This is a genomic window from Ciceribacter azotifigens (genome assembly GCF_048159625.1).
Taxonomy (GTDB): domain Bacteria; phylum Pseudomonadota; class Alphaproteobacteria; order Rhizobiales; family Rhizobiaceae; genus Allorhizobium; species Allorhizobium azotifigens.
The window spans coordinates 211,007-235,249 of the sequence record NZ_JBLQTA010000005.1 but is presented as its reverse complement, the minus strand read 5'-3'; the positions used below and the strand labels follow the sequence as shown (position 1 = coordinate 235,249).

At 61.6% G+C, this 24,243-nt stretch carries 10 protein-coding genes; 4 read left to right on the top strand and 6 right to left on the bottom strand.

Annotated elements, in window-relative coordinates; translation table 11 throughout:
* Positions 1-9 precede the first annotated feature (9 nt).
* On the top strand, positions 10-1,794 hold the full coding sequence (locus ACM6UT_RS10455) for an IlvD/Edd family dehydratase (protein WP_416797266.1): 1,785 nt from the start codon (positions 10-12) through the stop codon (positions 1,792-1,794).
* Positions 1,795-1,829: 35 nt separating this feature from the next.
* Here ACM6UT_RS10455 and ACM6UT_RS10450 read toward each other — a convergent pair whose 3' ends face one another.
* Together ACM6UT_RS10450 and ACM6UT_RS10445 are read right to left on the bottom strand one after the other, a co-directional pair.
* Entirely contained in the window at positions 1,830-2,597 is a 768-nt protein-coding gene (locus ACM6UT_RS10450) for an SDR family oxidoreductase (protein ID WP_416797265.1), read from the bottom strand.
* Between the two features lie 59 nt (positions 2,598-2,656).
* Positions 2,657-4,396: a glucan ABC transporter ATP-binding protein/ permease gene (locus tag ACM6UT_RS10445; protein ID WP_416797264.1), complete on the bottom strand. Its 1,740-nt coding sequence runs from the start codon at positions 4,394-4,396 to the stop codon at positions 2,657-2,659.
* 329 nt (positions 4,397-4,725) lie between these two features.
* On the opposite strand from ACM6UT_RS10445, the gene ACM6UT_RS10440 reads away from it, so the two are divergent.
* Positions 4,726-5,466, top strand: a complete 741-nt coding sequence (locus ACM6UT_RS10440) for a LuxR family transcriptional regulator (RefSeq protein ID WP_378143164.1) — start codon at positions 4,726-4,728, stop codon at positions 5,464-5,466.
* A gap of 111 nt (positions 5,467-5,577) precedes the next feature.
* Complete coding sequence (pyc, locus tag ACM6UT_RS10435) at positions 5,578-9,039, top strand: pyruvate carboxylase (RefSeq protein WP_416797263.1); 3,462 nt, start codon at positions 5,578-5,580, stop codon at positions 9,037-9,039.
* Between the two features lie 103 nt (positions 9,040-9,142).
* On the opposite strand, the gene ACM6UT_RS10430 is transcribed toward pyc, so the two are convergent.
* Both ACM6UT_RS10430 and ACM6UT_RS10425 read right to left on the bottom strand, forming a co-directional pair.
* The gene (locus ACM6UT_RS10430) at positions 9,143-17,644 is read right to left on the bottom strand and encodes a GH36-type glycosyl hydrolase domain-containing protein (protein WP_416797262.1); all 8,502 of its coding nucleotides are present in this window, start codon (positions 17,642-17,644) and stop codon (positions 9,143-9,145) included.
* A 276-nt stretch (positions 17,645-17,920) separates the two neighbouring features.
* The gene (locus ACM6UT_RS10425; protein ID WP_416797261.1) at positions 17,921-18,622 is read right to left on the bottom strand and encodes a TetR family transcriptional regulator C-terminal domain-containing protein; all 702 of its coding nucleotides are present in this window, start codon (positions 18,620-18,622) and stop codon (positions 17,921-17,923) included.
* Between the two features lie 181 nt (positions 18,623-18,803).
* On the opposite strand from ACM6UT_RS10425, the gene ACM6UT_RS10420 reads away from it, so the two are divergent.
* Positions 18,804-19,967 (top strand): M20 aminoacylase family protein, encoded by a 1,164-nt coding sequence (locus ACM6UT_RS10420; RefSeq protein ID WP_416797260.1) that lies wholly within the window; start codon positions 18,804-18,806, stop codon positions 19,965-19,967.
* An 82-nt stretch (positions 19,968-20,049) separates the two neighbouring features.
* Here ACM6UT_RS10420 and ACM6UT_RS10415 read toward each other — a convergent pair whose 3' ends face one another.
* Both ACM6UT_RS10415 and ACM6UT_RS10410 read right to left on the bottom strand, forming a co-directional pair.
* The gene (locus ACM6UT_RS10415) at positions 20,050-23,250 is read right to left on the bottom strand and encodes an efflux RND transporter permease subunit (protein ID WP_416797259.1); all 3,201 of its coding nucleotides are present in this window, start codon (positions 23,248-23,250) and stop codon (positions 20,050-20,052) included.
* The gene (locus ACM6UT_RS10410) at positions 23,247-24,227 is read right to left on the bottom strand and encodes an efflux RND transporter periplasmic adaptor subunit (protein WP_416797258.1); all 981 of its coding nucleotides are present in this window, start codon (positions 24,225-24,227) and stop codon (positions 23,247-23,249) included. Before ACM6UT_RS10410 ends, ACM6UT_RS10415 begins: the two co-directional genes overlap by 4 nt.
* Positions 24,228-24,243 lie beyond the last annotated feature (16 nt).

The following is a 24,243-nucleotide window of genomic DNA, read 5'->3' as shown; positions in this document are numbered from 1 at the left end:
GTGATGACGATGACTGACGACAGGAACATGCGGCGCAGATTGCGCTCGCAGGATTGGTTCGACAACCCGGATCACGCGGACATGACGGCGCTCTACCTCGAGCGTTTCATGAACTACGGTATCACCCCGGAGGAACTCAGGTCCGGAAAACCGATCATCGGGATCGCCCAGAGCGGCAGCGATCTCAATCCCTGCAATCGCCACCATCTCGAATTGGCCCGACGCGTCCGGGACGGCATTCGTGATGCCGGGGGCATTCCGATCGAGTTTCCGACACACCCCCTGTTCGAAAACTGCAAGCGTCCGACGGCAGCGCTTGATCGCAACCTTGCCTATCTCGGCCTCGTCGAAATCCTCTACGGGTATCCGTTGGACGGGGTCGTCCTGACGACGGGATGCGACAAGACCACGCCCTCTTCCCTTATGGCGGCTTCGACCGTCGATATCCCGGCTATTGTGCTATCCGGCGGACCGATGCTCGATGGCTGGCATGACGGTGATCTCGTCGGCTCGGGCACCGTGATCTGGCGCTCGCGGCGCAAATATGCGGCGGGCGAGATAACGCGCGAGGAGTTTCTGGAGACAGCGCTCGATTCCGCGCCTTCCGTCGGCCACTGCAATACGATGGGGACAGCCTCGACCATGAACGCAATGGCCGAGGCACTCGGCATGTCGTTGACCGGTTGTGCGGCCATTCCCGCGGCTTACCGCGAACGTGGGCAAATGGCGTACCGGACAGGGCGCCGCGCCGTCGAACTCGTGCTCGACGACGTGAAACCCTCCGACATTCTCACTCGTGAGGCCTTTCTCAACGCCATTCGCGTCAATTCGGCGATCGGTGGTTCGACGAACGCACAGCCGCATCTTGCGGCGATGGCGAAGCACGCAGGTGTGGAGCTCCATCCGGAAGACTGGCAGGTTTACGGTTATGACGTCCCGCTTCTCGCGAACGTTCAGCCCGCCGGCGCCTATCTCGGCGAACGGTTCCATCGCGCAGGCGGGGTCCCCGCCGTCATGTGGGAGCTCCTGAAAGCCGGCAAGCTGGACGGCGGCTGTCCGACGGTGACCGGCAAGACGATGGCGGAAAATCTTGAAGGAAAGGAGGCGTGTGACCGCGAGGTGATCCGCCCGTTCGACGCGCCGCTCAAGGAGCGCGCCGGTTTCCTCGTCCTCAAAGGCAACCTCTTCGACTTCGCGATCATGAAGATGAGCGTCGTTTCGGAGGAATTTCGCGCCCGCTATCTTCGTGAGTCGGGACGAGAAGGCGTATTCGAAGGAAAGGCGGTAGTGTTCGACGGATCCGAAGACTACCACCGCAACATCAACAATCCCGAGCTCGGAATTGACGAGAAAACCATTCTGGTCATTCGCGGCGCGGGACCACGCGGTTGGCCGGGTTCGGCCGAGGTCGTCAACATGCAGCCGCCGGATGCTCTCCTCAAGCGCGGCATCATGAGCCTGCCGACGATCGGCGACGGACGTCAGTCCGGAACGGCCGACAGTCCGTCGATCCTGAATGCCTCTCCGGAAAGTGCGGCGGGTGGCGGGCTCTCCTGGCTCAGGAATGGCGATGTCATCCGCATCGATTTCAACAATGGCCGCTGCGATGCGTTGGTGGACGAAGCCGAGATCGCAAGACGCAAGACGGAAGGCCTGCCCGCGGTGCCTGCGGACGCAACCCCCTGGCAGATGATCTACCGCCAGACGGTGACCCAGCTGTCCGACGGCGCGGTGATCGAAGGGGCGCCGGACTTCCGGAAGCTGGCCGAGAAGCTGCCGCGGCATAATCATTGACCTTCTCCGGCGGAGGCCAGCGTCCTCCGCCGCCTTTAGATGACCGCGCTCATACCGCCGTCGACGTAGATGATCTGGCCGTTGACATAATCGGAGGCGGAGGAGGCGAGAAAGATCGCCGTGCCGACGAGTTCCTCGGGCTTACCCCATCGCCGGGACGGAGTGCGCGCCTTCACCCACGCGTCGAACTGGGGATCGGAGGTCAGGGCTTGATTCATATCGGTCAGCATGTAGCCCGGACCGATCGCGTTGGCCTGGATACCGTGTGCGGCCCATTCGGCGGTCATCGCCTGCGTCAGCATCTTGATACCGCCTTTGGCGGCCGTATAGGGCGCTATGGTGGGCCGTGCGAGGCCGCTCATCAGCGAGCCGATGTTGATGATCTTGCCGCGTCCACGCGGAATCATGCGTCTGGCCGCCTCGCGCCCGACGATGAAGGCGCTTGTAAGATTGGTGTCGATGACCGAGCGCCACTCTTCGAGTGACAGATCGATCATCGGCTTTCGAAGCTGGATGCCGGCATTGTTTACAAGGATGTCGACCTTCAGTCCCTCGGCGTCCAGCGTCGTGAATGCCTCGACCACCGACTTCTCGTTTGTCACGTCGAAGGCGGCAGTCCTGACGGAAAGGCCGTCGGCTCTCAGACTGTCGGCGCTTTCCTCGATGCGCGCCGTGTTGGTCCCGTTGATGACGAGGGATGCGCCGGCATGGCCGAGCGCCCGGGCGATGGCATAACCAAGGCCACGCGAGGACCCGGTGACAAGTGCCGTCCGGCCGGTCAGATCAAAAGAATAATCCTGCAAGTCGCTCTCCCTGGGAAACCTGTTGTCCGGCGGGCCGGCAGTCGTCGCTTTCCGGCGTGTCAGACGTTCTTTTCTTCTGTCAGCAGGCCACTGGTTTTCAGCAGCGCGGCAAAGCGGCCGCCGCCGGCGCTCAGTTCGTCGTATCCACCCTTTTCGACGATTCTGCCGTGGTCGAGGAAGAGAACGATGTCGGCTTCGCGAACCGTGGAAAGCCTGTGCGCGATGATGAAGGTCGTCCTGTCCTTGCGCAGTCGGTCGATGGCAGCCTTTACGCGCGCTTCGGTCTCGACGTCGAGCGCACTCGTCGCCTCGTCAAGCACGAGAATCGGCGCGTTCTTGAGGATCGCGCGCGCGATCGCGATTCGCTGGCGCTCACCGCCAGACAGGCGGTTGCCGCGCTCGCCGACCTGGGTGGTGTAGCCTGCTAGGCGGCTGTCGATGAATTCGGCCGCCGCCGCTGCCTCCGCCGCCTTCAGGACGTCCTCGTCGGTCGCATCCTCACGCCCGATTCGGATGTTCTCGCTGATCGAACGGTTGAGCAGGCCTGCGTCCTGGAACACCGTCGCAATCGAGTGGCGCAGGGACTTGCGGGTGACGGTGGAAATATCGACCCCGTCGATGAAGATCTTCCCGGCCTGCGGTTCATGCACGCGCTGAAGAAGGTTGATCAGCGTCGTCTTGCCGGCTCCGGTCGGGCCGACGATGGCGATCGTCTGTCCGGCCTTCACTTTGAAGGAAATGTCGTGGACGCCTTGGGTAGTGTTGGCGAAATCGAAAGACACGTTTCGGAACTCGACGTCGCCCCGAACATCGGTAAGTTCACCGGCACCGGCGGGTTCTTCGCGCTCCTGGACAGAGTCTTCGAGTTGGTAAAAATCTTCCAGCTTTGCTCGGGCTTCAAAGATTTGCGTGGCGAAGGCGCGCATCTGATCCAGACGTCCGATCAGAAGTCCCGCGAAACCGGTGAAGGCGATGATATCGCCGACCTTCAGTTCGCCCGCCTGGACGAGAATCGTCCCGACGACGAGGATGAGCAGCATGGAGATGGTCGAGGCAATGCGGTTCAGGGCACTGGCAATTGCCCACCAGTCGAGGACTGGGTATTGGGCGGCCAGCAGTTGTTCGGCGTATTGCTTCAGCGCCCGTGTTTCGGCTTCGATACGGTTGTAGCTGTGTACGACCGAGACGTTGCTGATGGCATCGCTCACATGTGAGAAGACGGTGTGATAATGCCTCTCGACCGAAGCTTGGCCCTCTTTCGTGCGGTTCATCACCGTCTTGCCGATGATCATGTAAAGCACACCCAGAACCACCAGCACGATTGTCAGGCGGAAGTCCATCGAGAGTGCCGTCGGAAGCAGAAGCGCAAGCGCAACGGCTGTCGCAAGGTGTGTGCGCATGAACTCGAGCCAGAGTCCGAACAGTGTCTCGCTTGCGCGAAGCAGGGTGTGGAGCGCGTTGGAGGTTCCGCGTTGATGGTGCCAATTCAGCGGCATCGAGATGATGCGTCCGAAGGCTTCCGTGAGAAGGTCGGCACGGCGACCATGCGCCAGGCGATCAGCCTCGCGAGCAACGAGCACATACGCGATGGTGTTGAATACGCCGAAACATCCCCACAGTATAAGGATACTGCTGGCATCTCGCTTTTCCGAAATCGCGTCGACGATTCGTCCGAAAAGCACCGGTTCCACGATCGTTATGACGGCCAGGATGATGTTGGCGACGACGACCAGCGCGACCTTCATCCGATAGGTTGCGAGATATCGCAGCGCTTTTATATAGACTTGAAACAAAGACAATGGTGTTCTCTCAATTCGTGCGCGTTGCCGTATACATGTGGTTCGCGTCCTTCGGGCAAAGCAAGTTCGTTGTGGTGCTTCGTCGAACGGGTCGCGTCCGTGCGTCCCAGCATAACCGGACCTGTCGGGCGTAATTTCGGCAGGAACCACTATAAGTCAGCGGGTCTCCGCTAGCCAGTTTTCGATTGCATGACAAGATTTTGCATGTCGTAATTAAGGGCATCCTAACCGAATCTGGTAGTCTAGCTTCACCGCATGACACAAGAGCTCGTGGAAATATCCGGAGGCATTCCGAAGATGGATGCCGCGGCGCGTCAGAGGGGATACAGATGAGCATAAACCAGATCGTTCAGTTCCTGGTTGTGGCTGACGAATGCAAGAATGCCGAGGATCTGACGGCGGAGCTTGAGAAGCTGCTGAACCACTATCAGTTCGACTACTACGGGGTCGTCCGGCAACCGAAACCGAACGAGAATCCGATGAGACTGGTGCTGGCGGGCCGTTGGCCCGAGCGGTGGCCGGAGACGTACATCGCCAAGAAATATGTCCTCATCGATCCGACAGTTCGATACCTCGGTCAGGCGCAACGCGGTTTCCGGTGGCGCGATACGATATCGGTTTTCCGCGGTGACCCTCATCGCAAGCGCATGGAACGCATGATGGCCGATTCTCAGCGCTTCGGGCTGGAAGACGGCTATATCTTTCCGATCCACGGCCGTAACGGCCTGCTCGGCAACATGACGGTCGGCGGCAAACCCGTCGAGCTTTCACCCGTCGAGATGACGCTGTTCGAAGCCGTTGCGAAAAAGGCCTTTTGGCGGCTAATGGAGCTGCGGCGCCAGTCGGGCGAACTCGAGTCCGTCAGCAAGGTCGAAACTCGGATGACGCGTCGTGAAATGGAGGTCCTGAACTATCTGGCCGATGGTCTCACCTCAAACGACATCAGCCGGATTCTCAAGATCTCGAACCACACGGTGGACTGGTACATGAACGGCATTCAGGACAAGCTGAATGCGAAGAATCGCCAGCACGTCGTTGCGCTCGCGTTCCGCCTCGGCCTGATAACCTGAGACGCCATATTTTTCCCCCAGTCGGTCGGACAAATTGAACTTCCTGTGACAACAGGATAAGGAGATTTCGCGGTGCAGCATGCCCGTGGCCGATCGACTGAGGAGACCGATTTGACCATTTCCAAGATTCTTGTTGCCAACCGATCCGAGATCGCCATCCGCGTTTTCCGTGCGGCGAATGAACTGGGACTGAAAACAGTCGCGATCTGGGCCGAGGAAGACAAGCTTTCCCTGCATCGTTTCAAGGCGGACGAGAGTTATCAGGTCGGGCGCGGCCCGCATCTTGCCCGTGATCTCGGCCCCATCGAGAGTTACCTCTCCATCGATGAAATCATCCGTGTCGCCAAGCTTTCGGGAGCCGACGCGATCCATCCTGGTTATGGCCTCCTTTCCGAAAGTCCGGAATTCGTCGATGCCTGCAATGCTGCAGGCATTACTTTTATCGGACCTAAGGCCGACACCATGCGCCAGCTGGGCAACAAGGTTGCAGCCCGCAATCTTGCAATCAGCGTCGGCGTGCCGGTGGTGCCGGCGACCGAGCCGCTGCCCGACGACATGGCAGAGGTCGCCCGCATGGCCGAAGAGATCGGCTATCCGGTGATGTTGAAGGCCTCCTGGGGTGGCGGCGGGCGCGGGATGCGCGCCATCCGCGATCCCAAGGACCTCGCCCGCGAAGTGACCGAGGCCAAGCGCGAAGCCAAGGCAGCCTTCGGCAAGGATGAGGTCTATCTCGAAAAGCTGGTCGAGAACGCCCGCCACGTTGAAAGCCAGATCCTCGGCGATACGTACGGCAATGCGGTGCATCTCTACGAACGTGATTGCTCCATCCAGCGCCGCAACCAGAAGGTCGTCGAGCGCGCTCCGGCACCCTATCTGACCGCGGCCCAGCGCCAGGAGCTCGCCGAGTATTCGCTGAGGATCGCCCGTGCGACCAATTACGTCGGTGCCGGTACCGTCGAGTATCTGATGGATGCCGACACCGGCAAGTTCTACTTTATCGAGGTCAACCCGCGCATCCAGGTCGAGCATACGGTGACGGAGGCGGTGACCGGGATCGATATCGTCAAGGCACAGATCCATATCCTCGACGGGCATGCAATCGGCACGCCCGAATCCGGCGTTCCGAAGCAGGAAGATATCCGTCTCAATGGGCATGCGCTGCAGTGCCGGATCACCACCGAAGATCCGGAGCAGAACTTCATCCCCGACTACGGCCGCATTACGGCCTATCGCGGAGCGACCGGCTTCGGTATTCGCCTGGATGGCGGCACCGCCTATTCGGGGGCCGTCATCACGCGCTACTACGATCCGCTCTTGGAAAAGGTGACCGCCTGGGCGCCAACGCCCGAAGAGGCTATCCGACGGATGGACCGCGCGTTGCGCGAATTCCGCATCCGTGGCGTGGCGACGAACCTCACCTTTCTCGAAGCGATCATCGGCCATCCGAAATTCCGAGACAATAGCTATACGACTCGCTTCATCGACTCGACGCCCGAACTTTTCGCACAGGTGAAGCGCCAGGACCGTGCAACCAAGCTGCTGACGTATCTCGCCGACGTTACGGTAAATGGTCATCCGGAAGTCAAAGGCCGTCCGCGCCCCCCCGAGGACGCGGCCGATCCAGTTGTGCCGTTCATCGAAGGGGAGGTTCCAGACGGCACGAAGCAGTTGCTCGACAGACTGGGCCCGGTGGAGTTTGCGGCATGGATGCGCGACCAGAAGCGTGTCCTCGTGACCGACACGACGATGCGCGATGGCCACCAGTCGCTGCTTGCAACCCGCATGCGCACTTTCGACATCGCCCGTGTGGCCGGTACCTACGCCCGTGCGTTGCCGAACCTCCTTTCGCTGGAGTGCTGGGGTGGCGCGACCTTCGATGTCTCGATGCGTTTTCTGACCGAGGACCCATGGGAGCGTCTGGCGCTCATCCGTGAGGGTGCCCCGAACCTGCTGTTGCAGATGCTGCTGCGCGGCGCTAACGGCGTCGGCTACAAGAACTATTCCGATAACGTCGTAAAATACTTCGTCCGCCAGGCCGCGGCAGGTGGCATCGACCTTTTCCGCGTCTTTGACTGCCTGAACTGGGTAGACAACATGCGCGTTGCGATGGATGCCGTTGCCGAGGAGAACAAGCTCTGCGAGGCCGCGATCTGCTATACCGGCGATATCCTGAACGAGGCGCGCGCGAAGTACGATCTCAAATACTACACTGCGCTTGCAGCAGAGCTCGAGAAGGCGGGCGCCCATATCATCGCCGTCAAGGATATGGCGGGGCTCCTCAAGCCCGCTGCGGCCAAGATCCTGTTCAAGGCCCTCCGCGAGGCGACGAGCCTGCCCATCCATTTCCATACTCATGACACCTCGGGGATTTCCGCCGCGACCGTTCTTGCCGCCGTGGATGCGGGTGTCGATGCCGTCGATGCGGCGATGGATGCGCTTTCCGGCAACACCTCGCAGCCCTGCCTCGGCTCGATCGTCGAGGCTCTGCGCGGCTCGGAGCGAGACCCTGAACTCGACCCCTACTGGATCCGCCGCATATCCTTCTACTGGGAAGCAGTTCGCAATCAGTACGCCGCCTTCGAGAGCGATCTCAAGGGACCTGCCTCAGAAGTTTACCTGCACGAGATGCCGGGGGGACAATTCACGAACCTCAAGGAGCAGGCCCGCTCGCTCGGTCTCGAGACGCGTTGGCATGAGGTGGCGCAGGCCTACGCCGATGCCAACCAGATGTTCGGAGATATCGTGAAGGTGACGCCATCCTCCAAGGTCGTCGGTGATATGGCACTGATGATGGTCAGCCAGGACCTCGCGGTGGAGGACGTGGTCAATCCGGAGAAGGATGTTTCTTTCCCGGAGTCGGTCGTGTCCATGCTGAGGGGCGATCTGGGGCAGCCACCGCTCGGATGGCCGGAAGGCTTGCAGAAGAAGGTGCTGAAGGGCGAAAAACCCTACACCGTGCGTCCCGGTTCGCTTCTCGCCGAAACGGACATCGAGGCCGAACGTGCCGCGATCGAGGAAAAGCTCGAGCGCAAGGTCACCGATTTCGAGCTTGCATCCTATCTGATGTATCCGAAGGTCTTCACAGACTACGCACTCGCCGCCGAGACCTATGGCCCGGTATCAGTCATCCCCACGCCGAACTATTTCTACGGCCTGCCGGCCGGCGAGGAGCTCTTCGTCGATCTGGAGAAGGGGAAGACACTGGTCATCGTCAATCAGGCGATCGGCATCGCCAACGACAAGGGAATGGTTACCGTCTTCTTCGAGCTCAACGGGCAACCGCGCCGCATCAAGGTGCCGGACCGTACTCACGGAGCCGCAGCCGGCGCCGTTCGTCGCAAGACGGAAGCGGGTAATCCGGCCCATATCGGAGCGCCGATGCCTGGGGTCGTTTCGACGGTTGCCGTTTCGTCCGGCCACAAGGTCAAGGCCGGCGATGTTCTGCTGTCCATCGAAGCGATGAAGATGGAGACGGCGATCCATGCCGACCGGGACGGCGTCGTCGCCGAGGTGCTGGTGCGGGCAGGAGACCAGATCGACGCCAAGGATTTGCTGGTCGTCTTCGAAGGATAACCAATCTTGCAGTTTGGAAAAACGAAGCCCCGGAGAGTGATCTCCGGGGCTTTTCAGTTCGTATGTCTCGCTTGCGTTCTGGTTCCCGGTGTCGGTGCGGGAGCTATTTGGACTTCGCGAGCGTGAAGCCGCTTTCATCGTCCGCCAGCCTCTTTCCATCGACGGCTACCTCGTAGCCGCCGTCTTCCGACCGTTTGACGGCGAGGCCATACACGCGCCCGGCGATCGTGAGCTTTGCTTCGAAGCCCTTCCATTCGGGAGGCAGGCACGGACGGACGAACAGTGTGTCGCCCCGTCTGGTAATCCCAAGGATACCCTCGACCGCGAAGCGATAGAGCCAACCTGCCGAGCCGGTGTACCAGGTCCAGCCGCCTCGTCCGAGATAGGCCTCGTCGCCGTAGACGTCCGCCGCGACGACATATGGTTCGACGCGGTAGCGTTCCGCCGCGTCCCTGTCGAGGGCATGTTTCAACGGATTGAGAATATTGAAGCAGCGCCACGCATCTGCATCGCGACCGAGTTCTGCAAGCGCCAAGCCGAGCCAGATGGCAGCATGCGTGTACTGACCGCCATTTTCGCGGACACCCGGCGGATAGGCTTTGATATACCCCGGATCCGCCGCCGTCTTCTCAAAGGGAGGGGTGAAAAGCCGGATGATGCCGGCCTCATCATCGACCAGTTTCGCGACGGCAGCGTCGACGGCCGCCGCCGCGTGCTCCGGCGGAGCCTGATGCGAGAGAACGCTCCAGGACTGGGCGATCGAGTCTATGCGGCATTCTTCCGATTGGGCCGACCCCAGTGGGGTGCCGTCGTCGAAATAGCCACGGCGGTAGTATTCACCGTCCCACCCGGCACTCTCGAGAGCGGAGGCGAGTTCTGTAAGGTGCGCCGTCCACCGCGTGATGCGGGCGCTGTCGCCGCGCTCTTCGGCATAGGCAAGGAATGATTTCAGAGTCCCTGCTAGGAACCACCCGAGCCAGACGCTCTCGCCCTGTCCCTTGTGGCCGACGCGATTCATGCCGTCGTTCCAGTCGCCGCCGAGAATCAGCGGCAAACCGTGAACGCCGGTACGGGCGACTGCCAGATCAAGGGCGCGGGCGGCATGCTCATAAAGGCTGAAGCGATCTTCCGTCGGCTGCGGCAAGAAGAATGAGTCGGCCTCGCCTTCCGGCAATGCGGGCCCATCGAGGAACGAAATCTGCTCCTCAAGGATCGCCCTGTCGCCGGTCACGGTGACGTATCTGTCAACGGCATGGGCGAGCCAGACGACGTCGTCCGAGATTCGGGTGCGCACGCCGGCGCCGGTCTGCGGCAACCACCAATGCTGTACGTCGCCTTCGACGAACTGCCGGGAGGCCGCGTTCAGAACCTGCCGCCGGGCCAGGCTCGGATCGACGGTGAGGAATGCCAGCGTGTCCTGCAGCTGATCGCGGAAGCCATAGGCGCCGCTTGCCTGATAGAAGCCTGCGCGTGACAGCAGCCGGCAGCTCAGTGCCTGGTAGGGCAGCCAGGCGTTGACCAGACAGTCGAACGACTTGTCGCCCGTCTTTACCTGCAGTCTGCCGGTGAAGTCACGCCAGAACGCCTGCTGCGTCTCCAGCATGTTTGCGGCGCCTTCGTGGCGGATCTCGGCGATCAGTCTGCTTGCTTCAGCAGCGCTCGCGCAATCGCCAAGGAAGAAGCAGACTTCCTTAGTTGCACCGGCAGGCACTTCGATATCGAAGGCAAGTGCGGCACACGGATCGCCTTCGGTTTCGATCGAGTTCAAGAGCCTCGATTGCCGTGCAACCGCCTGCGGCAGTTCGATCGAACCGTTCCGTCCGATGAACTCCCGGCGGCTGGCCGTGTAGCTTGCGGCGGGCTCGCTTGCGGCGAGGAAGGCGATGCGGCCCGGATAGTTGATGTCATAACGATTCGTCGCGAAGAGCGCTCCCGTTTCCTCGTCGAACGAGGACAGGATAAACGGAGCTGTCTTCTGGGCATTGTTGCCCAGAACCCATTCGGCATAGCCGTAGACCCTCAAGGTGCGGACTGCCTTGCCGGTATTGCGTATCACCATCCGCGACAGCTTTACCGGACGCCCGCGGTCGATCGTCTGGGTCAGTTCGAGCTCTAGTCCGTCATGCCGGCTCTTGAACACGCTGTAGCCCAGGCCGTGCCGCGTTTCGTAACGGCTCGTCTCGTCGAGGTTGAGCGTGCTGAAGGGCGAGAACGTCTTACCGTTCACAAGGTCGGCGAGATAGAAAGCCTCGCCCGGTCGGTTGGTGACCGGATCGTTGCTCCACGGTGTCAGCTGATAGTCGCGCGAGTTCTGGCTCCAGGTGAAGCCGGCGCCTTCGGCCGATACGTGGAAGCCGAACTGTTCATTGGCGATGACGTTGATCCACGGATGGGGCGTTGTTCCGTCGGCACCGAGACGCATGACGTATTCGGTGCCGTCCTTGTCGAAACCGCCGAAGCCGTTCCAGAAAAGTAGATCGCTCTGCTCCGCCGGAAGAACGTCCTGCGCCTTACGCGGTTGAGCGGGCGGCAGCCCGCTCCAGTCGGGTTCGGCGCCCTCTGGCAGCCGAGGTGTGGCGAACAGGGAAACCGCGCGATTGACTTGGTCTACGATCTTACCGTTGCGGGCATGGAGGACGACGCGGGCCGCCGCCACCAGAGCCTGGGTCGTGCCCTCCTCCATGAGGTCATTGCGCACGGTGAACACGTGCTGGCGCCCGCCGTCGGCCTGCCTGTAGCGCAGGTTTTCAGCGAGCCGTTCCAGCGCGTGTTGCATGTCCTGCGCATAGGAGGTTGCCCGTTCGTTGATGACCGCAAGATCGGCGACCACGCCGCGTCGACGCAGGAATTCAAGCGCGCTCAGCGCTTCGCGTGCGATCTCCATATCCATGTCGTCGTTGATGCGGAGCGCGAAGATCGGGAAGTCTCCCGAGATCGCCAGAGGCCACAGCGCGGGCTGCGACGCCAGCCCGGTCCTGACGGTTTCCGGGTCTGCCCGCAGGTGGTTATCCGGATAGACCAGATAGCGTCCGAGATGCTGGAATGCGGCGGCCTGCTGCGAGGTGATGCCGATGTGCCGCAACTCGACCTGCGCGCGCGTCCAGGCATGCACCAGCTCGTGGCTGAAAGCATCAGGGTGACGATAGCGCTCGATGGCGCGATCCACGTCCGGTCGACTCGGTGCCGCAATCGTCCAGAAAATCACGCTGACCTTCTTGCCGGAAGGCACCCGCACGACCCGGCGCAGGCTGAGAATTGGATCGAGCGTGTAACCCTCGGTCCCCGTGAGCGTCGCACCCGGGTCGAAGGCCGCGGCATTGGCAAGGTTCCGGCCGCGACCGAGGAACTTGCGTCGGTCGGTTTCGAATTCGGTCGGCCTGCCCGGGCCTGCATTGTCGACAACGAGGTGTGCGACACAGATATCCGGATCGGAGGGGCTGCGCTTGTTGCGCTCCGCACGAATGACGTCGCGACGGCGGCCGAACTCGGTTTTGATGAACATCCGCGAGAATGCCGTGTGGGCGTTGTCGGCGTCTTCGAAGGCGAGAACCGGTTCGAGGTAGGACGTCACCTCGATGAACCGGTCTTCGGGTCCGGTGTTGAGGAGTGTGACGCGGCGGCCTTCGGCGTCGTGCTCGGTCGCGACAATGCACTCGACGGAACTCGAAATATCGCCGACGGTCTTGAAGAATTCCGCCTTGTCGTCCCCGAAGATTGCCTTGGTCTTCTCGTCCTCGGCGCGTCGGGGCGTCGCCGTGGTCGACCACCACTCGCCGCTTCCCATGTCGCGCAAGAAGATGAAGGTGCCCCAGTGGTCCTCGGTCGGATCCGCCTTCCAGCGTGAAACGGCCTGGCCGTTCCACCGCGAGAAGCCGGAGCCGGTCGCTGTGAGCATGACGGAGTAGTGTCCATTCGACAGGAAGACCACTTCGCGGTCCTTCGTCGCGGGATCGACGATGGTGCGAATTTCGGGTCGCAGAAGATCGGCCTGACCCTTGCCGGGGGTCTGCGGCTCGTATTTCGCGCTCATGACAGGGATTTCGCGCGGCGCCTTCTCCTGCAACAGGAGTTCCGCCGCCTCGATCACGGGATCGGAGTGGAAGAGTTCACGCAGACGGCCATTGAAGGCGACGTTGGCAATGGCCGCAATCGACATGCCATGGTGGTGGGCATAATAATTGTAGATGACCGCGCAGGTCTTTCCTTCAGGCACGCGGGTTGGCGTGAAGTCGACAGCGTCATGGAAGCCGTAGGCGCCCAACGCCCCGAGCTTGCGCAACCTCTCGAGGTTCTCCAAGGCAGCCTTGGGGAAGTATTGGCTGGCCAGGATCGACGCATAGGGCGCGATGACCGCGTTCTGGCCGAGGCCGCGCTTCAGCCCGAGGGTCGGGACCCCGAAATTGGTGTACTGGTACGTCAGTTCGTGGTCGCGTGCGTTGAACGCGGCCTCCGAAATACCCCAGGGAATGTTGAGGCGCTTCCCGTGATTCATCTGCTCCCGGACGACGAGATTGTTCGTCTGGTTGAGAATGCCACCTTGCCGCTCCTGCATCACGAGCGGCGGCATCAGATATTCGAACATCGAGCCGGACCAGGAGATCAGGGCGGCGCGGGCGCCGATCGGCACGACCTGGCGGCCAAGGCGATACCAGTGCTCGGTCGGGAGATCTCCCTTGGCGATGGCGAAAAGGCTTGTGAGGCGGGCTTCGGAGGCCAGCAGGTCGTAGCAGGCCTCGTCGAGTTCGCGGCTGTCGACGCGGTAGCCGATCGACAGAAGGCGACGTTCGGGACGGAACAGGAAACCGAAATCCATCGAGAAGGCGATGTCGCGGGCGCGGTCGCGCAGGACCGTAAGCCGCTGACGGAGCGGTTCGATGTTGGAAAGGTCAAACGTGCTGTCGGAGATATGTGCCTCGCAGGACTCCACCAGTGACTCCGTCCAGCGCGTGACTTCCTTGCTCTGTTCGGAGCGCACCTCGTGGTGGAGGGTCGAAGCGAGCTTCTGGATGTCGCGAGCGAGCACCGCGAGATTGATGACTCGAATGGACGCGAACTCGTGTTCGCGCTTGACGGCTGCAAGCGCGTTATTGAAACCGTTGATGCGCTCTTCGAGGCGGCGGCGCAGCGGGCGCACGGTCTTGCGATCGTCCGGCAGTTCGGCAAGCGCTTCCAGCAGGATACCTCCGACATCGCCGATGCCGTCGAGATTACCCTGCAGGTGCGCGGAAGGCGCCTCGGCCCATTCCCGGCAGGCGGACGAGACGGCGATGAGATGGCCGGCAAGGTTGCCGCTGTCGACGGCCGAAATGTAGCGCGGCCCGAGTGTCTTCAGCGTATCCGTATAGTACCAGTTGTAGAGATGGCCGCGGTATTTCTCCATCTTCTCGACGGTCGCGATTGTCTGTTCGAGCCGCTCGATCGTCTGTTCGAAGCTGATCCAGCCGAAATGTCGCGCCGAAACCACGGAGAGCAGATAGACGCCGATATTGGTCGGCGAGGTACGGCGGGCAAGGACCGGCTCCGGGGTCTCCTGGAAGTTGTCGGGAGGCAGGTAGTTGTCCTCGGCAGTCACGAAGGCTTCGTAGTAACGCCAGGTCCGGCGAGCGATCTTGCGCAACTCAATCGTGACCTCTTCAGGCACGAACAGGCGATCCTCAGTCTCTGCCGACTGGCTGACATACCATGCGACAACGGGCGACAGGATCCAGAAGATCGCGAACGGCAAGCCGATCAGGAAGCCGTAATTGCCGGATAGAGAGGCTAGGCCGATTGCCGCGAGTGCGAGCGCAGGTGCATGTCGCATCGACCGGTAATAGGAGAGGGGGCTCCCCTGGGCGACGGACTGGATGCTACCGGCAGTGCGCCACTCGAGCAGGAGCTTGCGGCTGACGAAGAGGCGATAGAGAGAGCGAACGATCGCGTCCCCCATCATCCACGCGGCGTCGGCGATGAAGACAATGCGGAGGGCAACCTGCGCATTGGCGGACCGGACCTCGGACCAGAGAGACTGGAAATGGGCCTTGGGAACGATATCGGTTTGGCGCGGAACGAGGCCCGAGAGCAGCGACAACGTCGGCGCGACGAAGATGCAGAAGATCAGCAGAAGCTGCCAGATCGCCGCTCCGACCGGGGTCATGGCGTACCAGCCGATCGCCGAGGCCAGGAACCACGCCATCGGCGTCAGGGAGCGGCGAAGATTATCGACCATCTTCCATCGACCGAGCGCGGTGATGCCGCGCGAGGGATCGAAGATATAGGGGAGCAGCTGCCAGTCACCGCGTGCCCAACGGTGCTGGCGGGAAATCTCGACCTCATAGCGGGTCGGGAAGTCTTCGACGAGTTCGACGTCTGTGACGAGAGCACACCTTGCCATCGAGCCTTCGAGCAGGTCGTGGCTGAGGACCGTGTTCTCATCGATGCGGCCCTTCAGCGCACGTTCGAAGGCGTCAACATGATAAAGGCCCTTGCCGGTGAAAGTACCCTCGCCGGTAATGTCCTGATAGACGTCGGACACCGTGAACACGTAAGGGTCGACGCCGCGGTTGATCGAGAAAACGCGCTGGAAGACCGAAGCGTCTTCGCCGGTGGTCAGGGACGGCGTCACACGGGGCTGCAGCACGCCGTAGCCGCTGACGACCCGGCCCGTTTCCGGATCGTGCACGGGCCGATTGATCGGGTGGTGCATCTTGCCGACGAGCTTCGTCACCGCATCCCGCATGAGCCGGGTGTCCGCGTCGAGCGTCATGACGTACTGGACGCCTTCCGGCACGATGTTGGCGCCGGGCAGGTAAGTCGTATCGCGGTCGCCGCGCAGCAGGAGATTGAGCTCGTGTAGTTTGCCGCGCTTGCGTTCCCAGCCCATCCAGACGCCCTCAGCCGGATTGAACAGCCGACGGCGGTGAAGGAAATAAAAGCGCGTCTTTCCATCGTGGGCGTAGCGGGCGTTGAGGGTCGCTACTTCACGCTTTGCATATTCCAGGATCTCGATATCCGCAGGCGTCTCCTCCACCGCGCTGTCACGCCAGTCGCTGAGCAGGGCGAAGGAGATTTCACCCCGAGGGTTCGTGAGGTGATGAACCTCGAGATTGCGGATAAGTTCGTCGACGTCATCGCGCCGGGCGATCAGGCAGGGTACGACGACCAGCGTGCGCGCGTCTTCCGGAATGCCATCCTTGAATTCGTAACCGGTGAGGCGGGCCGGCTTGACGATGAAGGTCACCAGCGTATTGAAAAGGCCGGTCGCGCCTTCGGAGGCCGGCAGCGACAACATCAGCAGCAGCACCAGGATCAGCGGTGAGGAAAGTCCGGCACCGGCGAGGAACCAGCCGACCGCTGCCAGGACCGCGATCGTGATGGCGATCACGGGAATGGCGATCGCCATCCAGTTCATGCGGCGCACGAGATCGGCGATGCGCAGGTGCAGCGGTGGACGGTAGCCGATGGCCTGTTCAAGGCGCTTTCGTTGCGATCCCACCAGGAAGCCGCCGACATTGGAGTGCGCGTCGGCACTTTGCGGATCGCGGGCGGAAGCGGCTGCCATGTCGATTGCAAGCTGCGCGATCTCGATCTCGGTCTTTTCCGAGCGACGGGCGAGGCGTTCGACGGTGTTGCGGTAGGCGTTGCGAGAGCCGAAATCAAGTTGGTGGTAGTCGGTGTGCTGGCCGAGGATCTTGTCGACCTGCGATACCTGTTCGACCCAGACCGACCACTCCTTGTCGTCGATTTCACGAAGACTCTTGACGATGTTGCCCGTGGTGACGTTGCCCGAGGAGAGCCGATTGTGTTCGGCAGTCATCGCCTCGTCGGCAGTGCGGCCCGAGCGCTCGAGGCGTTCTTCCAGCCAATTGACGGCAAAGCTCGTGTCCTGCGACCCGTTTCGCATGCGATAGAGGAACTGGGTGGCGAAGGTGTTGTCCTCAGCCAGAGGCTCGATGCGACTGAAGAGCTCCTTGCATGCAGACGGGTCGTTGAGACGGATGACCTCGTCTGCGATCTCGTTCGACTTTCGCCGCATCCGGCGAGAGCGGTCGACGCGCGTCGAAATGCGTCGCAGGTTTTCGATCAACACGAACCGCACGATCGAAGGCAGCGCCCACAGCTCGCCGATTTCCAGCGTCTGCGACGACTGAAAGCCCTCGACCAGCGCAGTCATGCTTTCCTGGGATACGGTACTGTGGGTATGAGCGACGTAAAGCCAGGCGAGCGCCATCGTGCGCGGGATATCGTATTCCCCGATCTTTATGGTCGGCAGCTGCCGATAGAAGCGGCGCGGGAAGTCCCGGCGGACCTCCTGGATGGCCTCTTCGATGACATAGTGATTGTCGAGCAGCCATTCGGCTGCGGGCGTGATCGTTGCGCCATTTTCGACGTCGGCGGCGGTTGCTCGATAGACCCGCAGGATTTCCCGTTCGTTCTCCTTATGGCGCGCGAAGAAGTCGAAGGCGAAGAGGGCCGGCAATTCGCTGGCGCCGTCGCGTGCGAGCGCTGCTGCGCTTTCGTACAGTTCTTCGTTCGAGAAGTAGGCAGCGCGGATCGAATCGTTGTGATCGATCTGTTTCGTCTCGAAATCTTGCGACGAGGTAAGCAGCGTCATGGGTAAGGACATATTCTCGAGTTCTGTCATAAAGATGATTGCCGGACTGTCCTGACCTGCCCCTGTCCCCGCGCGCACCAATCTGACGGCCATGCTCTTGTTCCGATACCGAACTTTAAGCCGCCGATGGATAACGCTGGTGAAAGAAAACCGGACCTAGACGGAGATAGACTGCCCTCTACGGGAAAATTGGCTTTTTTATGCCTTATTTCAAAGCGGTAGCCAAGAGCTATTGCGCCGAAGCCCGCATGAGGCGACTTGGCCCCCGACCCCTTTGTCCCTTTTACTTCAGTGCCCGGAGGCTTCCGAATCGGTGCCGCGACTCTCCGAAAGGCTCAGACCTCCAAGAAGTAGTTCCACAGCTGCGAGGGCGATGCCGGGCAGAGGGTCGTCCTCGAAGAGGTCCTCTGCCAACGAACCCTCAAGCCAGAGACCATCGATCATGCCATTGATGGCGATGGCAAGCTTTCGGCAGGTGTCGGCGGGCGCGGGCCGCCCGGCGTCCGCGAGGAATCTCTCCACCAGTTGCTGGAGGACGGCCAGATAGGCGAGGTAGTTTTCCCGCTGGATCTTCGCAAAACCCGGATCCACCCGAACGTGACTGATGAAGGCCGCCCACAGCGACATCGTGCGGGGATCGGTAACCGGCGGCGTCAGGTTGGCGACAATGAAATCGTGCAGGCGTGCTCTTGGGTCGTCGCCGGCTTGCTCCAGCGCATGAAAGGCGGCGGAACTCATCGTGTCCATGATTTCGCGGTAGGCGGCCTCCAGCATCTGGTCCTTACCCGAAAAGTAGTGACGGATGAGGCCGCCGGTCACGCCGGCTCTTGCGGCAATCTGCCGAACTGTCGCGCCTTCCAGGCCATATTCGCTGATGCAGTCGAGCGTCGCCCGGATAAGGGCCTTTCGTCGCTCGGCTTCCCCCGCGCGGTGGAAGCTCCGCCGAACCGGCATTTCCTGCGCCTGGTGGGTAGGCTTTTTCTCCGCCATTTGAAGAATCCTCGGGCGCCGACTGGCTTCGCAGGCTGGTTATACGCTTGAAGAATTGCAGGACAAGTGCAAAACTCACCCGTCTCGCCGGTCGAGTTCGCGGCCGGCGAGCCACTTTCATTTTCGCCGGAATCACCGCTGGTGTCCGGATTTCCCCTTTCAATCAACAGCCCGTGAAAAGATGACGATACGCTTTTCGAATTATATGCCCGAGATCGTGGCAACGCGACGCTATCTCCACCAGCACCCCGAAATCGGCCTTTCCGAGTTCGAGACCTCCGATTATGTCGCGGCTCAACTTACCGCCATGGGCTACGAGGTCACACGTGGGCTCGCCAAGACTGGCGTCGTCGCGACGCTTCGCAACGGAAGCAGCAGCAGAAGCATCGGTATCCGCGCAGATTTCGATGCTTTGCCCATCCTCGAAGAAACCGGTGCCGAATATCAGAGCCAGAACCCAGGTGTGATGCACGCCTGCGGACATGACGGCCATACGGCCATGCTGCTCGGTGCTGCGAAGATTCTCGCCGAGCGGAAGAATTTCGACGGTGTCGTGCACCTGATCTTCCAGCCGGCAGAGGAAAATTTCGGTGGCGCCAGGTTGATGATCGAAGACGGTCTCTTCGATAGATTTCCGTGCGACGCGGTCTTCGCGCTCCACAATGACCCCACGATTCCTTTCGGTCATTTCGCTTTTCGCGACGGGCCAATCATGGCAGCGGTCGACGAGTGCAAGATCACAGTCAACGGGCGGGGCGGACATGGCGCCGAGCCGCAGGATACGGCCGATCCCATCGTCGCCGGCGCCAGCATCATCATGGCGCTGCAAACGATTGTCTCCCGCAATGTCCATCCGCTTGATCCGACTGTCGTGACGGTCGGCGCGTTCCACGCCGGCGGGGCCAGCAACGTCATTCCCGAACGTGCCGAGATGTTACTCAGTGTCCGTTCCTTTGATGCCAACGTGCGGGACCAGCTCGAACAGCGGATCCGTGGGATCGCGGAGGGGCAGGCGGCCAGTTATGGCATGACGGCGACCGTTGCCTACGAACGTGGCTACAACGCCACCATCAACCACAAGGCGGAAACCGATTTCGTCCGGGCGCTCGCGACACGGTTTGCGGGATCTGAAAAGATCATCGAGATGGAGCGCCCGACAATGGGCAGCGAAGACTTTGCCTACATGCTGGAGCAGCGGCCGGGCACTTATTTCTTCGTCGGCACGCAGCGGACGCCGAACGATCCTCCGCTTCATCATCCGCGTTACGATTTCAACGACGATATCCTGCCGATCGGTACGAGCTTCTGGGTCGAGCTCGCGGAGGCTTGGCTTCCGACCAAATGAACGCCATCCGGCCGAGCCATTGAATAAGGAAACGCCCGCAAAGCAGTCGCTTTGCGGGCGTTTGCTTTTATCGTTTGGCACGTCAGGTCCGGAGGACGCGGTAGATCGCCGGGATGACGAGGACCGTCAGCAGCGTCGATGACGCTAGCCCGAAGAGGAGCGAGATCGCGAGCCCCTGGAAGATCGGGTCGGTGAGGATGACCGCCGCTCCGATCATCGCCGCAAGTGCTGTCAGCAGGATCGGCTTGAAGCGGATCGAACCTGCCTCGATCAGCACGTCCGTCAGCGGGCGCTCCGGTGTGCGGGCATGGCGGATGAAGTCGACCAGCAGGATCGAGTTGCGCACAATGATGCCCGCAAGCGCGATGAAGCCGATCATCGATGTCGCAGTGAACGGAGCGCCGAACAGCCAATGACCTCCGAGGATGCCGATGAAAGTCAGCGGAATCGGCGTGAGAATCACCAGCGGCACCTTGAACGAGCCGAACTGTGCGACGACCAGAATATAGATCCCGAGGAGCGCGACCATGAAGGCGGCGCCCATGTCGCGGAAGGTGACCCAGGTCACTTCCCACTCGCCATCCCAAAGCAAGATCGGCTTGCTCTGGTCGGCCGGCTGACCGTGCAGGGCGATCTCGGGCTTCTGCAATCCGGTCCAGTCCTGCGCGTCCAGCGCGTCCTGGACGGCAAGCATACCGTAAAGCGGCGCCTCGAAGTCCCCGGCAAGCTCCGCTGTCACCATCTCTGCGTAACGGCCGTTATGGCGGAAGATCGGGAATGAGGCCTGTTCTTCTTTCACGCGGATGACGTCACCAAGCTCGACAACCGATCGGGAGCCGGGCAGGAGATTCGCCGGGATGGGGGTCGCAAGGAAGGTCTCGTCGAGAACCTTCGTGCCCTTCGGTCGAGTGATTTCGATTGGGATCGGCGCGCGCCCTTCACCGCGGTGGCTGTAGCCGATCGTCGTCGTGCCGTTGAGGATCGACAACGTATCGAACACATCGCTTTCCGAGACGCCGTAGAAATCGAGATCGTCGCTCGAGATCGTTGCACGCAGACGCCGGGCAGGCTGACCGTAGCTGTCGTCGACATCGACGATGAAGGGAACCGAGCGGAACGCTGTCTTTACCTTCTCCGCAGTCGTACGGCGGGTGTCGGCGTCGGGGCCGTAGATCTCCGCGAGCAGCGTGGCCATGACCGGAGGGCCCGGCGGCGGCTCAACCACCTTGATCGACGTACCCTCGGGGACATTCACCTGTGCGGCAAGGCGTTGGCGCAGATCGAGAGCGATCTCGTGACTGGAGCGATCGCGCTCCCCTTTCGGCAGCAGGTTGATCTGAACGTCGCCCATTTCAGGCTTGGAGCGCAGATAGGCATGCCGGACGAGACCATTGAAGTTGAACGGGGCCGCGGTCGCCGCGTGGGTCTGAACGGAGACGACCTCCGGCGTGTCCAAGACGACCTTGGCGATGGCCTGTGCGATGGCATCGGTCGTCTCGACAGAGGAGCCTTCCGGCAGGTCGATCGTTACCTGGAGCTCCGACTTGTTGTCGAAGGGGAGCAGCTTGACGGTGACGTCCTTCGTGTAGAAGAGCGCCAGTGAGCCGAGCGTGGCCACGCCGACCAGAAGGAGGAAGATCCAGCTCCTCTTCTTGGACGCCAGGATGGGTGAAGCAACCGCTGCATATCCCCGTCCGAGCGTGCCTCCTGAGCTGTGGTCGGTGTCGTGATGCAGCTTAGCCTTGCCGGCGATCTTCAGCATCAGCCAGGGCGTCACGACGACCGCGACAAAGAAGGAGAAGATCATCGCGGCCGAGGCATTGGCCGGGATCGGGCTCATATAGGGGCCCATCATGCCTGAAACGAACATCATCGGCAGCAGCGCAACGACGACGGTCAGGGTCGCTACGATCGTCGGATTGCCGACCTCCGCGACGGCTTCGATCGCCGCCTCTCTCCGGTCGGATCCGACAGACATACCCCAATGGCGGGCGATGTTTTCGATCACGACGATGGCGTCATCGACCAGGATACCGATCGAGAAGATGAGCGCGAAGAGCGAGACGCGGTTCAGCGTATAGCCCATGAGGTTCGCGGCAAACAACGTCAGCAGAATCGTGACCGGGATGACGATGGCCACAACAAATGCTTCGCGGCGGCCGATCGCAATCCACACCAATGCGATAATGGAGAGGGTAGCGAGCCCGAGGTGGAACAGCAGTTCGTTCGCCTTCTCGTTGGCCGTATCACCGTAGTCGCGGGTGACTTCCACATCCATGGATGTGGGAATGAGGCTGCCCTTCAGTTCTTCGACACGGTGAAGGATCTCTTCCGACACCAGAACGGCGTTTGCTCCGGCGCGCTTGGCAATCGCCAGCGTCACGGCCGGAACGCGCTTCAGTTCGCCGCTTTCGCTACGGGTCACGGTGGAGGCGCGTGCTTCGGCAGTGTCGGTGACGAACGAGACGTCGGCGACGTCACGGACATAGACCGGACGGTTGTCGCGCGTGGTCAGCAGCAGGTTGCCGATATCGGCGGGGGTAGAGAGTGTCTCTCCGGCCACGACCTCGATCTGCTGTCCGCCATCGCGCACGAGGCCGGTCGAGAACGACCGGTTGGCCGCCGTCACCTTGCCGGAAAGCTGCTGGAGCGTCATGCCGTAGAGCGCAAGCTTTTCCGGGTCCGGCGCGATGCGGATCGCCTCGCCGGTTTCGCCGACGAGATAGCTCAAGCCGACATTCTCGATCTTCGCCACCTCGACCCTAAGCTCGCGGGCGATGCGCGTCAGGTCGTTGGCTGTAACCTCAGCGCCTTTTTCGAGAGACGGTGTCAGCGTGAGCGATACGATCGCCACGTCATCGATCGTTCGGCCGACGACGAGCGGCTCCGGAATGCCGACCGGGATGGAGCCCATATTCGCACGGATCTTGTCATGGACGCGCAAAACGGCCGAATCGCCGGACGTGCCGACCACGAACCGCGCCGTGACCATCACCTGATCGTCGGCCGTCTGCGAATAGACATGTTCGACGTCATTGATCCCCTTGACGATCGTCTCCAGGGGTTCCGTGACGAGCTTGACCGCATCCTCCGCCTTGAGGCCATCGGCGCGGACCATGATGTCCACCATGGGAACCGAAATCTGCGGTTCCTCTTCGCGCGGCAGGGTCATAAGGGCGACGACGCCGAGCGCGAAGGCAGCAAGCAGAAACAGAGGGGTCAGCGGCGACGTGATGAAGGTCTTCGTCAGCCCACCGGCTATGCCCAGATTCTGGATTTTCATGGCAGTACGACCTCGTCGCCGGCCCGGATGCCGGTCAGGATTTCCGTCATCGGCACGCCTTCAAGGGTGATCGGCTTGGCCGTCACGACGGTACGTTCCGCGGTCGCCTCTCCGCTCTTTACGGTGACGTAGTCGACGCCGTAGCGGCTCGTGACTGCGGCTTGTGGAACGAGCAGAGCCTGCCGTTCCCCAACGGGCAGGCGGATCAGCAGCCGCTTGTTGACGAAGTTCGTGGGCAATGCGTCGACTTCCACGTCTGCGATCACGCGGCCGTTGTCGATTTCGGGGTAGATCTTTGCAAGGCGGCCCGTGCGATGCTCGCCGGTGGTTCCGTCGATTTCGATCGTGGCGCCTTCCTTAAGCAGGTCGGCATGGCGTTCCGGTACCGCAAGGCGCAGGAAAAAGCCGCCACCACCGATCGTTGCGACCGTTTCTCCAGCCATGATGACGGTGTCGCGGGTTACGGGTACCGTCAGGACCTTGCCGGTCGTCGGCGCGAGCACCGAGCCTTCCTTGCCCTGCTGCACGATCACCGAGCGCTGTGCCTCGGCCGCGGCGATCTGGTTGCGAACCACATCGACCTGCGTGCGGAGTGCATCGAGCCGTTGGGCGGTCGTCACGCCGCGCTTGATCAGTTCCTCGCCGCGCGTGAGTTCGGCCTGGGCGTTGTCGAGCGATGCCTTGAGGCCGAGGAGCTGTGCATCGATCGCCGCGATCTGAAACTCGATCTTGTCGTCCCGAACGGTCGCGATGACGTCACCGGTTGAGACGCTGTCGCCTTCCGTGACCTTCAGTTCGACGACAGTGCCGCCGATGCGCGCGCGCGCCGGCACGCTGTCGCGGGCTTCGACGCGCCCGTAGACGGCCTTCCATTCGGGAATGGTCACCGGCTTGACCTGCAGGGTTTCTGCGGCGGCGGCGGAGGCGGTGAGAGTCAGGGCGAGCGCAACCAGGCGAGCGAGCGGCGGGCGATACATTTTGCTTTTCCTTTTC